The sequence below is a fragment of the Micromonospora sp. LOL_023 genome (assembly GCF_048060115.1).
Lineage (GTDB): Bacteria > Actinomycetota > Actinomycetes > Mycobacteriales > Micromonosporaceae > Micromonospora_E.
This window is the reverse complement of the sequence record NZ_JBHMIM010000095.1, coordinates 1-15,080: the sequence shown is the minus strand read 5'-3', so window position 1 is coordinate 15,080 and position 15,080 is coordinate 1. Positions and strand designations below refer to the sequence as shown.

10 protein-coding genes and 1 pseudogene are annotated in these 15,080 nt (G+C 63.7%); 5 read left to right on the top strand and 6 right to left on the bottom strand.

Annotated elements, in window-relative coordinates:
* Both ACFHVL_RS29665 and ACFHVL_RS29660 read left to right on the top strand, forming a co-directional pair.
* Positions 1-1,302 (top strand): hypothetical protein (locus tag ACFHVL_RS29665; RefSeq protein ID WP_416631834.1); only part of this gene is annotated, 1,302 nt, incomplete at its 5' end.
* A gap of 83 nt (positions 1,303-1,385) precedes the next feature.
* Positions 1,386-1,994, top strand: a complete 609-nt coding sequence (locus ACFHVL_RS29660) for a 2'-5' RNA ligase family protein (RefSeq protein ID WP_416631833.1) — start codon at positions 1,386-1,388, stop codon at positions 1,992-1,994.
* Positions 1,995-2,422: 428 nt separating this feature from the next.
* Here ACFHVL_RS29660 and ACFHVL_RS29655 read toward each other — a convergent pair whose 3' ends face one another.
* Positions 2,423-2,989, bottom strand: a complete 567-nt coding sequence (locus ACFHVL_RS29655) for a hypothetical protein (RefSeq protein ID WP_416631832.1) — start codon at positions 2,987-2,989, stop codon at positions 2,423-2,425.
* A gap of 479 nt (positions 2,990-3,468) precedes the next feature.
* Between ACFHVL_RS29655 and ACFHVL_RS29650 the strand changes: the two genes are divergently transcribed.
* The 3 genes and pseudogenes from ACFHVL_RS29650 to ACFHVL_RS29640 form a co-directional block, all read left to right on the top strand.
* Positions 3,469-4,086 (top strand): hypothetical protein, encoded by a 618-nt coding sequence (locus ACFHVL_RS29650; RefSeq protein WP_416631831.1) that lies wholly within the window; start codon positions 3,469-3,471, stop codon positions 4,084-4,086.
* A gap of 98 nt (positions 4,087-4,184) precedes the next feature.
* Positions 4,185-4,367 carry a hypothetical protein gene (locus tag ACFHVL_RS29645; RefSeq protein ID WP_416631829.1) on the top strand — a complete coding sequence of 61 codons (183 nt, stop codon included), beginning with the start codon at positions 4,185-4,187 and terminating at the stop codon, positions 4,365-4,367.
* A 9-nt stretch (positions 4,368-4,376) separates the two neighbouring features.
* A pseudogene (locus tag ACFHVL_RS29640) lies at positions 4,377-4,602 on the top strand (aminoglycoside phosphotransferase); the annotation flags it as partial.
* Between the two features lie 330 nt (positions 4,603-4,932).
* Here the strand turns inward: ACFHVL_RS29640 and ACFHVL_RS29635 are convergent.
* From ACFHVL_RS29635 to ACFHVL_RS29615, 5 genes are all read right to left on the bottom strand, one after another.
* Positions 4,933-7,815, bottom strand: coding sequence for a pPIWI_RE module domain-containing protein (locus ACFHVL_RS29635; protein ID WP_416631828.1), 2,883 nt, complete (start codon positions 7,813-7,815; stop codon positions 4,933-4,935).
* Positions 7,816-7,851: 36 nt separating this feature from the next.
* Entirely contained in the window at positions 7,852-11,364 is a 3,513-nt protein-coding gene (locus tag ACFHVL_RS29630; RefSeq protein ID WP_416631827.1) for a signal recognition particle, read from the bottom strand.
* Positions 11,357-12,514, bottom strand: coding sequence for a hypothetical protein (locus tag ACFHVL_RS29625; protein WP_416631826.1), 1,158 nt, complete (start codon positions 12,512-12,514; stop codon positions 11,357-11,359). The genes ACFHVL_RS29630 and ACFHVL_RS29625 overlap by 8 nt, the downstream gene beginning before the upstream one ends.
* Positions 12,486-13,931: a PD-(D/E)XK nuclease family protein gene (locus ACFHVL_RS29620; protein ID WP_416631824.1), complete on the bottom strand. Its 1,446-nt coding sequence runs from the start codon at positions 13,929-13,931 to the stop codon at positions 12,486-12,488. Before ACFHVL_RS29620 ends, ACFHVL_RS29625 begins: the two co-directional genes overlap by 29 nt.
* Positions 13,932-14,303: 372 nt before the next feature.
* On the bottom strand, positions 14,304-15,080 hold a 777-nt coding region (locus tag ACFHVL_RS29615; RefSeq protein ID WP_416631823.1), incomplete at its 5' end, for a hypothetical protein.

The following is a 15,080-nucleotide window of genomic DNA, read 5'->3' as shown; positions in this document are numbered from 1 at the left end:
GGTGCCGGCCACCCACGAACATCACCCACCGTCACCTCTACGGGTGTCGATCAGGTTTTGAATGGCCCTCAAGCAGCCCACAGCGCCTTCACCGCCAACTACCTGGGCAAACTCGAAAACGGCAAGATCCGCTACCCCGCCGAGGACTACCGCACCGCCCTCCGCATCGCCCTCAACGCCGACACCGACGACGAACTCGGATTCCGCAACCCTCGCACGGCAGTACGGCAGGATGATGCTGTTGCCGAACCCGAGAGCAGTGCCGTCTCCGGCCACAGGAGAGTTGTGCCCGCCGCCCGAAGCGTCGGTACTGCCGAAGGGCTGGTCGAGCAGCCCTCGGTCATCCTGGCCCGGATTCGCGAGAACAACGACGCGAGCGTCAACCACGCTCTGCTGGACACTCTGGATCTCTACGTTTCGGATGTCGTCGCGCGCTACGAGGAGGAAGGGCCGCTCACGCTGGCCGCCGATGTGGTGCGGCAACGGCGCTGGGTGCAGAGCCTCATCCCGCTGCGGATGCAGCCTCGGTACGGCGCACGGCTACTCGCCATCGCCGGGCAGCTCTCCGGGCTGCTCAGCTACATGTCGGTCAATCTCGGCCGGTTCAGCTCGGCGCGGGCCTACGGGATCGAGGCGTTCCAGCTCGCCGACTACGCGGAAGACCGGGAGCTGAAGTCATGGGTACGGGGCACGCAGAGCTTCGCCGAGTTCTACGACGGGCAGTACCGCAAGGCGCTCGCCTACGCCGTGGATGGCCGCCGGTTCGCCGGCCACGGAGCACAGGCGGTACGCCTCGCCGTCAACGGCGAGGCACGCGCACACGCAAAGCTCGGCCAGACGCAGGAGGCAGAAAAGGCGATCAGCACCGCGTACGAGGTGCTCTCGGACCTGTCACCCGAGCCTGGCATGAGTTCGTGTGTCTCGTTCGGCCTCTACAGCGAGGCACGGGTGGCGTCGAACGCGGCGACGGCCTACCTGGCGTTGGGACGCACCGAGCAGGTTCTCGACCTTGCCGGCCGCGCGGTCACGATCGTCGACACGTCACCCTCCGTGTGGAGCCAGGCCCTGGTCAGGCTTGACCTGGCGACCGCGCTGGTGGGCGGGGACCGACCCGACGTCGAGCAGGCCACCGACGTCGCCCGTCAAGCCATGCGGGCCTGCCAGGACAATCAGATCGAGTCGATACGTCAGCGAACCCGCGACCTCGCCACCACGATTAGGGAGAAGTTCGACGATCCCTGCGCTGAGTCGTTCGTCGACGAGGTGCACACGTGGCTCAGCGCAGGTCAGGGGATCCGATGACCGCTCAGCCCGAAGCACCGGCCCACGACCGAGATCGTCCATGGGCCGACCAGGAGTGGACGCAGTTCCAACAGGTGCAACGGATGGTCAACCACTGGGACCGACCGGGGTGGACGCCAGGCCGGCGCTCCTACCACTGGCTTGTGATGCTCGGCCACGTCCCAGCCCTCACCGCCATGGCGACCCACTGTCAAGAGCAACTGCGCGACCTACCCCACCTCGACCTGGTCCCGATGGCCAGCCTGCACATCACCATGCAGCGACTCGCCTTCACCGACGAAGTCTCACCCGAAGTGGCTGCAGCAGTGGTCAACGACGTACGTAGACGCTGCGTCGATCTCCCCGCCATCCCGATCGAGATCGGCCCGCTTGCCGGCTCGCCCGGAGCCGTCCGCTTCAGTGTCGGTCCGCCGGAGCCGGTCAGCAGGCTCCGTGACCTGATCCGCGAGTCCATCACCGAGGTTCGCGGCTCTGCAGCCCTGCCCGAAAGGGCGGGCGGATTCGTCCCGCACGTCAGCATCGCTTACCACAACACGTCAGCCGACGCGCAATCCCTCATCCGGCGAGTTGCCAGCCTTCGGCGCCTCCGCCCAGTCGCGGCAGTCATCCAATCCGCCGACTTGGTCGAGCTGCGCAGGGAAGGCCACCAGTACATCGCGTCAAAGCACACCGAAGTCTTGTTGATCGGCTGATGGCCGGATCAGCCGGAGGGGTTCACCGAGTGGGCGCAGACAGCGGCGATGCACCAGATCGTCGCTCAACTCGGCGTCGCTGCCAGCGACACCTGGGCCTGCTGCGGCTGACCAGCAACGCCGTGTACGCACTCCCCTCAGCCGGCCTCGTCATCCGCATCACACGATCCCACGCCCTGCACGACCGAGCGCTTAAGATCACCCGCCATACAACCTGGTTCGCAGGAGTCGACACCCAACCATCGTCCTCGCGCCCGACATCGAGCAACCGGTACGGATCGACGACCTCTCCGCAACCGTGTCGCGACTCGTTACGCCACCCGCAGCCCTGTTGTAAGCCGTTGTCACACTGACCCTGACGCCAATGGTAGACGACTAGACTCGGAGAGTTCGCTACACGAAGATGCGGGACCGCCTGTACGTCGGCGTCAACGCTGTGCCATCAACCTCCGTATTAGCTCCGAGACAGCCTCCATTGCGGCATCTACCTTGCGTACGGCGTCGGCCATCGCCACTTCACCGTCGGCCAGGCTAACGGGACCTTCTTGGAACATCCTCGCCCGAACGCCGAGCAGGCCTACCGCGCCAATGGCCTCGTGTGCATCGAGCGCGAGTCGGCGAACCCGGTCGTCCAGGATCAGCCGGATCGACTTAACCGCCTGGCTAGTCTGACTCAGATCGATTTCGGTACCCTCCGGCAGAAGCATCCCACCGTATCCGTGCTCGGTGTGCTTCGCTGCACGCATGTCGGCATGATGGGCTTTTGCGGCTTCCCGTGCCAGCAGCCACAATCCATCGTATGCGGAGATCAAATTCTCCAACTCGAGCGTACGACGTCGGTCGCTGGCAGCGTCGCGCCTGTCCTCTTCGCGCAGCATCCGCTCGTGCGCAGTCCGTCGTCGATCCTTCAGCCAGTCGGCCAGCACACTGACCAAGACACCGCTGATCGCTGCCACACCGGTTAGGGCTGCCGTCAAGATAGCCGTGTCGGTCATCCCTGCAACGTACCGGCCCTTGGCAAGCACACTGCGGGGTAGGACCTCACTTGGCAAACCTGTCGGCTGGAAGCAATCACAGACAGTCACCGCCGGGCCGCCAACGGTCTCTTGACCTTCCCGCAGGAAGCCTACGGTTGTCCCCACCGGCAGCCGCAGTGTCCTCCCCTTAGCTTAGTGGAAGGGACAGCGCATGAACGCCGACTCCCAGGGCCCGCGCAGCCAACCAAATGGCCATCTTGAGTAAATTCGACCATCTCCGCCACCTTTGGCCACCCCGTCCGACTCTACGTTAATAGCACCAAACCAGGAGGTCCGTCCTATTGGTCAGTTCTTTTTGCAAGCCAAGCACATCGGCGTGTATTTTGCTAAGTAGCCCTGATAGCATCTTGCTCCTTCGCGCCCAACGTGAGGGCATTGCGGCAGGGCCCATCATGAGCATGATCCACACTCCAACGCAGCCCCTCAGGAGGCAGTCGGTGACACTAACCGCCGAAGAGATTGCCGGCGTATGGACTGATTACAGAAGGATCACTCGGTTTTTCTATAGCGCACAGATAGCTTTCAACAGAGAAAGGATCCTCTTGGAGTCGCTCAGCCTAAAGGAACCAGAGCAGACGAAGGCTCGCGTACCATTGACAGGCGGAAGCTATAGGTTCTACCTGGCGGACCACCTGTCGGCACTGGCAGACGTTCGCGCCCTATGCAGCGCGGTCCTAACGCAGACATACACGCTGGCCGAGACTGCCGCGCTCGCATCCTTTAGCCCACCCGGAGACTCTCGTAGTGCCGGCGGAATTGAGGTATGGGGCGAGAAGCTATTGAAGGCACAAGGCAAAGATTGGAATGCGCTCGCCTGCGGCAAAGCTGGCGTCGTAGAGGTCGCTGTTGCACGTAACCTATCCGTACACGGAGACGGCCGAATCGGCATTTCCGATGCGAGACGACTACGCGAGGCTGGAGTGATCGACAAAAAAGAAGGCGAAGAGATTCCCTTGACCGTCGAGACAACCACAGAGTACAGAGGAAGACTAAAAGATCTCCTGAACGAGGGCGGAATATTAGAACGAAACCGAAACCAAGGGCTGTCGGCGTAATTATCTATATGCTATCGGGTCGACAAGCCATCTGATAGGCGATCCGCCGAGGCCGCGTTCGGATACGCCTGACTTGTCCGGCACACGGTGCAGCACTCGTGCCGCGATCTACTTACGCAGCCCTCCAGTTGGCCCGCGTCAGCGAACAAGCCCGGCAGCTCAGCTCGCCACGCATCCTGGACCGCATCCACAACCTGCGCCGGGACCTGAAGCGCCATGAGCACGTGTCCACCTTCGCCGGCTTCTCCCGCACTGTAGCTGCGGTAGGCGTGGGCACCTGATGACCGGATCGGCGCGCACACCAAGCCCTCACTTCGGCGTACGGCTACGACGTCACCACCGACCCCGCCTTGGCCGACCCTCCGCGAAGCCCGCGAACTCAAGATGATCGCCGCTGCCGTACCACTGCTCGCCAGCACACCCGGCGTCGCCAACGAGTTCGCCGTCCGTCTGACCTCCGCTCGCGGCAAAGACGACACCGTACGCTGGACCCCCTTCGCCGACCTCACCAATTGACTTGGTGAAGAGGATGCCGCATTTCCGAGACAGAGTGGTCATGCACGTGTGGAGATCTGCCGCTGACTACGCAAGGCCGGCTGCTTGCCACTACCTCGTCGCCTCCTGAGTTAGGGCAGCGCTTTTGACGTGCACGCGGCTGATGGTGCTCACCCGCCTCACTCGCAGCGAGCCTGTCCGTGACCGGCACCATCCCGCGGCTCTGCTCACCTCGCGGTCGCCGTCTGTGCGCGGGCCCGATGGATACGCCAAGCGACCTTGATGTAGACCAGGCTGGGCGCCTCAAGCAGACTGGGCACCCAGCCATTTGTCCTTTCGTTCTGACAGGGTTCAGAGATCGAAGTCGAAGGCAAGTTGAATATCGCCTTCTGGTTCTGGTTGATCGTCTACTCTATCTTCATCGTCTTCAAGGTTTTCCTCGGCAGGTAGAGCATACTGGTTGGCGAGTCGTGCGACGTGCATGATCAGGGGCCTGCTGAGTGCCGACCGGTAGTCGTCAAAGCAGTGGCGTTGCTGGTGCAGAAACCCGGCCCAGGTTGCAGGGTCTTCGCCCTCGGGGTACGCGGCGACGACGAACTCGAGCAGTTCGGCGTTCCACGCGCTCTTAGAAGGGTCGAGATAGTTCCTCGCGTCTTCCGCCCTTCCGTCCCCTACAGAATTTCCGTCCAAGAGGGCGGGAGTACGGACCTTCGCCGGGTTCTCCTTGTAATGAGGCGTAAGTTTGGCTAGGTCGATGACGACGGAACTGTGGGTAGCCGGCTTGTCAACCGTGCTGTAGTAGACGCGCGCCTGCCCGGTGTTCCCGTTCCCGTCGTCGTGTCGCCACAACCCGTCGGAGATGCCGATGCTGTCGCCCTCGAAAGCCCATGATTCAGGGGTTTCGAGGCGTTCGTTGCCGCAGATCCGTACCAGCCTCATTCTCTTGCCGAAAAGGCTGATCTTCTGAGGTCGCAATTCGCCGAGCTGAAGTTGGTCGGGCAGCACATGAGCATTCTGTACCGCAGCGAGGCGATACCGGATGTTGTGGGCTTCAGTTAGGATAAGGGTCTGCGTGTTCCGGAACCGCGTTAGGGTGCTTCGAATGAAGGCAGCGAGCCGCTCTTTCTGTTCATCTTCCTTGGCAGGACTGGCGTGGTAGTTCGTGCCGGCCAGGGTCTTGAGCAGGGTCGGGTAGGGCACCCAGTCGGCCATGCCTTCAGCTTTGCCCATGATGTGCTTTTGGCCGGGCCGGATCAGGATGGCGATAGGGACGAAGATCTGATGGGTGTTGGTGTCGTCGTTGCGCCTTTTGACGACCCAGAATGCGAGCTGCTCGAGGTCGTCGGGGATGGCGCTCTTGAGACGATGTTGCGGGACGAAACGGATGCCGAGCTGACGTAGGCAGTCGTCCCAGGCTGCTTCGGCCCGGTGCTGGTTGCTAGCCTCTTCCTTGTCGAAGTCCTTGCCGGGGAACTCGTCGGGGCGGATGAACTGGCTGACCATGTCGGCATCGGCACAACCCATGCGGATCGCAAATTTCGGGTCGGTGGTGCGTGCGTTGAAGGCTTTCGCGCCGTCGAGCTCGATGAGGGCGAGTTGCAGGGTGTCACCGACTTCTTCGGCCAGATCGTTCATGGCGGAAGCGACCAGCTTCCGGCGCGTGGCGACGGCATCGTCGTGCTTCAGGCCACGCCGGGGAACGGAGCCCTCGCCGAGCGCTGCGCCGAGCCTGCCGAGAGGACGGGCGTGAATCGTGAGGGTGAGGTCGCCGACGTCCCACGTCCAGGTGCCGTTGCTGGCGGGTTGCTGATGGGGCAGATCGAGTAGTCGTTCGACGGTAGCGAGCAGGCGGTCACGCATTCCCTTGCCGTCGCCCTGGTAGAGCAAGACGACGGAGAGCCTGCCGTCCACCGCGGCGGACAGTTGCTGGCGCCGGATGAGCGCGTTCGCCTTCGAAATTTCATCGTTCGCGGCGTGGGCGGCTTCCTGCCTTTCGACGAGCTGGGCGCGCTCGGCGTCGGTCTGGTCCTTCTTGTCCTTCGGGACACTTTCGAGCTTGGTGAGACTCCGGCTCGCCTTGCCGCCGATGAGCACGCGGGTCAGGGGCTGGTCGAGATCGAAGTCGGGCTGCAGGCACTGACCGATCCAGCGGATGAGGCGGCTGCGTTCGGCTGGCATGATGCCGGTGCCAACCTGGTGGTCGGGGCCGCGCATGGTGGTGTGGTAGGTGACTGCGGCAGTAACGCCGTCCCGGCCGAAGAGCCAGGCGTCCGACTTGCCGGCGAGCTGCTCGGCTGCCGGAAGGTTGTCTAGTGCGCCGATCCGGTTGAGGATCTGTGCGGTGCCGCCGTTGCGCCAGCCCATCTCCCGGGTATCGCGGTCCCAGACCAGGTGGGCGACTGCGAACTTCTGCGATGTCGGTGCGTCGGTGACGAACGGGCTGGTCGACTGGAGAAGAGTGGAGGCTCCCCAGCGGCCCTTGGTTTTCAGCTCGCCGCTGGTCCAACGCCGGATGCCGGTGTCGACGTGCAGTCGCAGGGTGGGGTCGAACGCCTTTGTACGCAGCGCGATCTTGATCGTGGCGCTGTAATACCAGGTCCGGATGTTGCTGCCTTTGCCGGTGTGGTGTTCCAGCGGCGGCCAGGAGACGAGTTCGGCGTAGCCGTTGGCGGGATTGGCCGCGACTTGCCGGAACCGTATAGATTTGCTGCCGTGTTGGTAGGACTGGCCCGCGATTCTAGCTGCGGCGTAGTCAGGCAGCAAGGTGAACAGGTGAGGCTGCGGCACGGCGGTGTTGCCACCGGAGAGTTCGTGGGCGAGTAGGTCGACGGTCTTCTGCGTCCATTGCAGGATGCCGGAGTCGAGTTTGGTGATCGTCGGCAGGACGAGCGCTTTACCGTCGTCGGTGGTGGGCAGGTCATACAGCCAGGCGTTGATGAAGGTCCGCATGATCGCCGGAGGGAACGGCTTCGCCGCGAATAGCCAGGGGTTGCCTTCGTCGAGGTTGGCCCGGGTCGCGGTGGAGACCAGATCGGGGGCTGCGGTACGCATCAGTGCGTTGAGACGCCCGATTGGCACCTGCTGGGCGCGCGCGCGTGATTCCTCACGCCAGCCTGCGGTGTACAGGTCGAGAATGGGGCGGCGCCAGGAGACGGGGAAGGTGAGCGTGTGCAGCGGGATTTTGAGTTCGCGTGCTGCCACGAAGGCTGCAGTCTGGGTGCGGTCGTAGCGCATCGAGGGCCTTTCTGAGCCGGTCCGAGCGTGAGGCGGTCAATTCATGTCGCGCAGGGCGCGGTAGAGCGGGTCGTAGAGGGCTTGAACCAGCGATCGGTCGATCGCCGTTTGTGCCGACTCGGGGTCGAAGTAGGGAGCGAGTTCGTGCAGCATGCTGGCGAGCAGGCTGGTCGCTGGGGTGTCGTCTCCGGTGAAGCCGGCCTCGCGGGGTGAGAAGGCTCCGTCTACGAAGTAGACACGGGCGGCGACGCCACCGCGCACGAGTCGTCCGATGACCTGCCAGATGACCACGAGCTGGTCCCAGGTGAAGGCCGACTTCTCATCGGGAGGCAGGCTGGTCCAGGACAGGCGGCGGGTGAGGAAGCGGTGCCATTTGCGGGCGGCTTCGGCCCGGAAGCGCAGTCCGGCGTCGTCCGGGTTGCCAGCGGCCAGAGCGATCTGGGCAAAGCGGCGGCCTGGGCCTCGAACTTGGCGAACCGCCCAATCGTTGATCGCCTGGGTGGCCAGGGTGATGTCATCGGGGCGGTGATGCGGACGGGCGAGGAAATACACGCTGCCGATGGCGGCTTTACCGCCAGGAACCACGATGTTGTGCCCGCGCTCGACGGCCAGCAGCGGCGCGATCAGCAGCTGCCCGCCGATGTCGGGAAACTTGGTCAGCTCGCCGCGGCGAAGGTGCAGCTGGCTGGTGTCGGCGGGCAGGTTGCTCCAGGAGTGGTCAAGGTCGGTGTCGTCGGATACCAGGACAGTGACGTTGCCGGTCCACTCCGGCAGGTTGTTGAGGTAGTGCCCGGCACGTTGTGCCTCGGCGTAGCTGCCGACCAGCAACAGGATCCTGCGGCGTTGCGGGTCGTCGATGTCGTCCAGTTCCTGCTGCAGCAGCGAGGTCGCACCGGCCAGGCTACGGTCAGGTACGGCCAGTTGGTGCAGCATCTGCTCGAGCTGGGCGGGACGCTGTCGAGGGTCGGTGCCGGACAGCCTCAGAGCGGTGGTGACGCCGGGTGGGTAGAGGAAGAGCTTGCGGAAAATGCTCTTCTTGATGGCGACGACCTCGTGTTCGTGGGGCCGCAGCACGGCGTCGACCTGGGCGTGCAGGTGGTAGCGGCTGGATGTGCCGGCCCAGCTGGTGGCCGACATCAGCAGCACATGCGGACCGGGCCGTTTGTCTACGGCAGGGATGTCAGCCAGCTCCAGCAGCAGCTCGCGGCCGACGCCATTGCAGCGGAAGAACCGCAGCTCACCGCTCTGGTCGCCGTCCTGGTTGCGGTCGCCAGCCTGGAACTGAAAGCCCAGCACGTTGCCCATGGGAGATTCGGGGACCACCGGCATGTAGTCCTTAGGCGGGCGGCGCGACAGCACGTTGGAGGTCGAGTCCAGGTTGAGCGCAGCTTCGACGCGAGGCCACAGAATGGTCATGCGGTCAAGACGATCGTGCAGGACTGCTAGTACGAGGGTGAATTCGAAGCGGTGCAGGTTGGCGTCAAGATCACCGGCGACGGAGGCATTGTTCGGGACCAGCTGGCGCAGCAATTTCTTGAGTCGCTCACGGCTGAACTCGCGAACGAACACCCCGCGGGGGGCGTGCAGCAACTCGGTCGCCATCGCCACGAGCGCGTTGACCAGGTCCGTGACCGTATCCTCGGGACCACGTCCACGCAACGGGGTCAGCGGCGAGTCACGGAAGCTACCGAGAACGGTGTCGACACGCTGGAGCTCGGCCCGTTGGGAAGCAAGCTTGTCCTCGTCGGAGGCCATGTCATGCTCATCATCGTTGCGGTTGCGCCTGCGCAGCTCGGGGAACCACTCATTGATCAGCCACTGGTGCAAGGTCATCGCGCTGAAGTAGTCCTGCGTGATCCATCGCCGCAACGGCTCGTCGTTAATCAGCATAGAGTAGATCCGGTCGGTAGCCGTGATGACCGTGTTGAGTGCGTTGTTCCAATCGTCGGTCTCGTCACTCGACAACTGCAGTCGACCCTGCGCGGCCAGCTCGGTGAGCTTGTGCTTGCCGACCTCGTCGAGCCACGACTCCGAACCACGGGCCACCAGCGTCGCCGCCGGCGCGAACGCGGTGTCGAGCTGCATCTGTACCCGGTCTGCCTCATCGACGATGATTAAGTCGCTGCGACGGCAGGCCAACTCCAGGTAGCGCATGTTTTCGTCGTTGAGATGGTCGGGCACACGACTGTGGACCAGCGATGCCGGCGTGGCGACCCAGATCTGCGCGTCAACCAGGTCGCGGGCCGCGCTGTGCCGCGGGCACGCAGTCCATAACGGGCATCCGTGACGTTTCGGCCTGGCCGGCTTACGGCGACGCCGGAACCCCGCGCTGGCGGGGTCGGGATCGTGCTCGATCTCGGCCTTCTCGACATCGTCAGCGTTGTACAAGCCGGTGCATGGCGCGGCAGTAATTGCCAGCGCCCGGCGTGCCTCAAACCCCCGTAGGGCGTCGAGCGGGCAGGCGCTCGACAGGTGCGCGAAACCGGGGTTGTCGTGATTCAGCATGGTTTGTGTCGCAGACTCGCTGCGCCGGTGCAACCGCTGGATGTTCCGTTCGAGGGTGGACTTTCCCAGGATCGGCGCGGCGTGCACCCCGAGGCGGCGGAACTGTTCGGTGATGGTCAGCACCTCGGCGACGTCACCGACGACGATCGTGGTCCGGCGTCGGTCGGCCAGGTGCTCGCGGGTGGCGAGTCGGAAAGCCAGAATGTCGCGAATCGTGGATTTGCCGGCGCCAACCATGCCGACCAGGTTCATTAGCCTGTCGATACGCAGCCGGGGATGGGTCTGGAACGCCCCGGCTGCTTCGTCGCGCAGCAGCAACTCGACCCGCCGTAGACGCTTCTTCCAATCGTTGGACTTGCCCGACGTGCGGTTCTTCGCCAGATCCGCAGCCTTGGCGGCGAGCTCCAGCGCGTCCATGGCATCGGCGGCGGCTTCCAGTTCGGCCATGGTGACGGTGATCGGTTCGCCTTTGCCTGCCGGCACCGCGCCGATGTCATGCCTAATCCAGGGCTTGAGGCCGATCAGGTCGGGGGGGATGTTCACGGAGTGGCGCTGGTCGCGGACGTAAAACAAGTGGTCTCCGGCACCGGCGATGGGCAGCTCGCGCCGCTCCAGAGGAGGCGGCTGGGTCAGCAACCGTTCGTAGACGTCCCTGCGGTCGTGCGCGCGCGTGGGCTCGAGCGCTGTGGGTAGATTGTCGATGGTCTCGAAAGTGTAGCCGCGCAGCGCAATGTCGATGTCCAGATACATATGCAGCGAGTTGTGCCAGGTGTAGCGGCGGCTGCGGTCCCACAGGAAATGCCGGGCCCGCCGGATCATCAGCCGCGCTTCTCTGGTGCGTACATCGCCGAATGCCTCTTCATAGGGATAGCCGCTGAGCAGCGTCCAGACGTCGCGCACAGGCCGAGTCGGCATGACCTGGGTGCCGAGGTAGATGGCCAGCTCAACGTCGAGCAAGTCACCGATGCCGAACCCGGCAGGCGACCTCCACGCGCCCCGGAATTCGCCGGCGAGGTCGCCGTGCCAGCTACTGCGATCACGCATCGTCGCCTCCCGCAGAGCCGTTCCTACGCAGCCGGGTCAAGGTGGTTGTCAGCATGCGGAGAAACGCCTTATCGCTGAGCAGGGTCACCTGCTCCTTAACCTTTGGCGGGCAGAAATGCTCAAAGACGATCTGGTAGTCCTCCCGGTCGTCGAACCGGTACTGCGGCACCACCAAAAAGGCCCGGTTGTACGGCGGTTCCGGCCGGAACCGGGTGGCGCTGTGCCCGAGCAGGGCCGGGTTGGCCCGGTCTTTCACGTCGATGGCCCAGACCTGCCGATTCGGTAGCGTGATCCTCAGGTCATAGGCGTCGCAACCCGGCCACATCTCCGGGACGAGGCCCCTGCCGATGAGCTTCTGTTCCAGCTCGACCTCGGCAAGCCCTGGGCCGGTGATAAACATACGCAGCGGCGCTCGCAGTAAATACAGCCCACTGGTCGAGCGATCGTCGATGAACTCTTTCGGGGTGGCGTGGGCTTCGCGGCGACAGCGATCCAGCTCGCACCGCCAGGACCGCCCATCGGGTTTTAGCAGGCAGTTACAGCGCGCGCACGTAGCGAAGCGCCCGTCGGTACCTCGATAGGCAGATGGAGCCGGCTCGTAGCACCGGTTCACCGTCTCCAGAACGATGCCCAGCTCAGGATGCTCACCGATCAGCGTCGCCTTGTCGATACCAGTCAGAACCGGCTTGTCGATCAGAAGATACCGGAACGCGGTGTAAGACTGCGGCGATCGTGCCGCCTCGCACTGCGCGAAGACCGTGCGGATGATCTCGTTCTCGAAGAGCTCGGCTGCGGCATCAGGACCGGAGACCTCCCACTCGTAGCACCGCTGTGTGGGAACTCCGGTCCGCGCGTCTACCAAGAACTCATCCAGGTTCTCGACTTCCGCTGGGAGGTCCAACGGCCAACGTCCGATCGGCTTGGTCGCCGCCCAGCGAGCCATGTCTGCGACGCTGGCCGGCGGCTCCATGTCGCGTAACAAACATTGCAGGACCAAGTGGTTGTAAGCCTTCTGCACCTTGTCTGAGTAGATCGGATCGGGAGACCTGTCGTGACGCGACAGGTTGACCAGGGCGGTCGCAACCATGCGCAGCAGCGTCACCCCGGTGAAGGTGGACAGGTCAGGCCGGCTGTTCTGGGTCGGCACCACTGGCGGTCTCCTGGGAGGACGGCGGCGGGTCCGTTTCCGCCGCGCTAGGACACCACTTATGTACCGGACAGGTACGACAGTTCTTGCCGGGCACCGCAGCGAAGGTGTCATCCTCGCGCCATGGCTGGGCCATCTGCCGCAGCACCGAGTACGCCTCATCCAGCTGCTGCGGGTCTGACGGATCGAACAGGATGAGATCTGCGCCGGTGGGCCGGAGGATCTCAAGTTCGACTCGGGAACCTTCCACGGGCCCGCCTAGCAGGCCACGCCCGAGAACAACCGTGGCGAGCGCAACCTGTGGGAACTCTGCGACGACATCGCCGCTGGGGCGTCGTCGGGTTGTCTTGGTCTCGCGCCATACCCAGACATCGTCGTCTCGATAGACGAGGTCGGGTTTGGCGATCACCAGCGCCTGGGCAGCAGTGTCATGAAAGACGAAGGTCTCTTCAATTTTGAGGTCTGAGGCGTGCTCCTGGAGGGGACACACGGACGGGTGATGCGCGAGCATCCGCAGACCGACCTCGGCGGCGTCAGCATCGAGTCCCCACTGCCAGTCGTGCCAGCTGGTCTCAGCCGGCATGTCCGAAGGTTGACACGGTCCGTTTGCAATCGCATGCAGCGTCTCCAGGTAGCGATGGACTGCCTGACCGATGCGAGCCGGAGTGGAGTACTCGTTGGCCTTGGGCAGATGCAAGGTCTGCAAGTGATGTTGGGCCGGGCAATTGGCGTAGTAGCGAAGGTCGCTGATCGACACTTGGCGTAGCGTCGCACGCCGGGGTGCCCGCAATCCCAGTAGCCCCGGCGCTCGTGCTACTTCCTCGCAAGCCAGCACGAGGCGGCATTTTAGACAATCGCTGCTTGGACGGCGCTTCTGACCGTTAAGGACCTGGATCGCTGCGCGACGTCCATCCTTTTCATAGAGTGCGGCGGCATCCTCGACGGATCCGTCGAACAGGACGTTTCTCAAGCCTTCGGTTAGGTCGATTTCAGCAACCACAACGCGAGACACCTCTTCGCGTGCCCGGACTGAGAACTTCTTGTCCCACTCATCCGGCCACGACGCCGGACGGCCGTACGCGGCGGTGTAGGCCGCGACCGCAACCTCGGCCTCGCTGCGCCGTCGCTCCAGCATGTTCGCGATGCGAATTAGCCGTAGTTCACGCATTGCACCGTCGGCCGAGCGGTAGCGGCGACCCCAAGCCCATAACTCGCGGACACCTTGATCGATATGCTGGACCACCCACCAACGGGCAACCGGCAACATCGATGGTTCTGCCTCGCGGATCGATAGGTAGCGGTGTGCGGCATGCTTGATGAAAGCTGCGAGACCTTCATGAATCAATTGTCTTGTCAGCACCAAGTTCAACGCCTCACCGACCGGACGGCGGTCGAATTCCACCGCGTCCAATACGTCCATGACCAGCCGCACCGGCACTGGAGGCTTATCTCGACGCGGCCAAGCTGCGGGCTTGAGCCCTGGCCTCGACTTCACCGCAAGGTGCATGGCGCATCTGCTATCTCCCCCGGCCAAGGCGCTCAGTCCCAGACGGATAGGTGACACGCTGCCGATGAGTTCAGACGGCGCAGCCCAAGGCCCTACAGGCGGGGTGCCCTTGGGTGTTCTCTGGCTCGGGACGAGGAGACGAGCATCACTATGTTCGCGAGAATAGGGCGTACTGTCTGACATCACGCTCCCACGACGAGGGTGTCCGCAAAGTACAGCACCTTGCAACTTGATCGCAAGCCGCGATACCAGAGCTGGGGCTTCGTCCGAAATGCTCGTTTGGGGCTACGTCCGCCCGGAGTAGGTCAGCGTGATTTCGTGCTCCTCCAGGCTTCGTAAGATCAGAGTGTCTTCCAGCCACTGATCTAGAAGGAAGAGCTCCCTTGTCTGACAGGTTTCACAGATGCTGACCTCCGCGAACGGCCAGAGGGTGATGGGGATTCCACCCGCGCCGGTCACGTAAACGCGCTGGGGCCTCTGCGGATAGGTACTCGGTCGGTCGAACGGCTCCCAGCCGGGGTGACTTCCCCGCAGCGTCAGGCCGACGATGCGGTAGGAGGACTCGTCCAGGTACTCACAGCGCTCTACCCAGTCCCAAGCGTTGCCGGCCAGCCAGTTGACAGAGGTGATCACGGCGACGACGTGAGGGTCCAATGCCCGGACATCCTTCTCAATCTCGAAGCCGGCACGGATGCCATGCGAGTGGTGCGTGTCGTTCCGGAGTTCCCGGATCCTCTCTAGCAGGGCGCTCACGCCGTCTGGGTCCGCAAGCCGGGCCAGGTCGGGCAGGCTCGGCTCGTTGACACTTTCGACAAACTTCTGGATGGCCGTTGTCCATGTGCCGAACGTGGCACCCTTCTGGAACGACCGACGCAGGTGAGCGTCAATCTCGCCGTGGGCGGCGATCTCGCTGAGAGCAAGAATGCCGAGCACTCGGGCGATGCCCTCGCCGAGTTTGAGTAGGCCGTCCTTCTGCTCAGCCGGGTGGGTACCCAATGCCACGTAGCTTAAGTTGATCTTGGTGGTGGCTGGACCCGGTAGATGTGGATGGTCGCTGGCCGG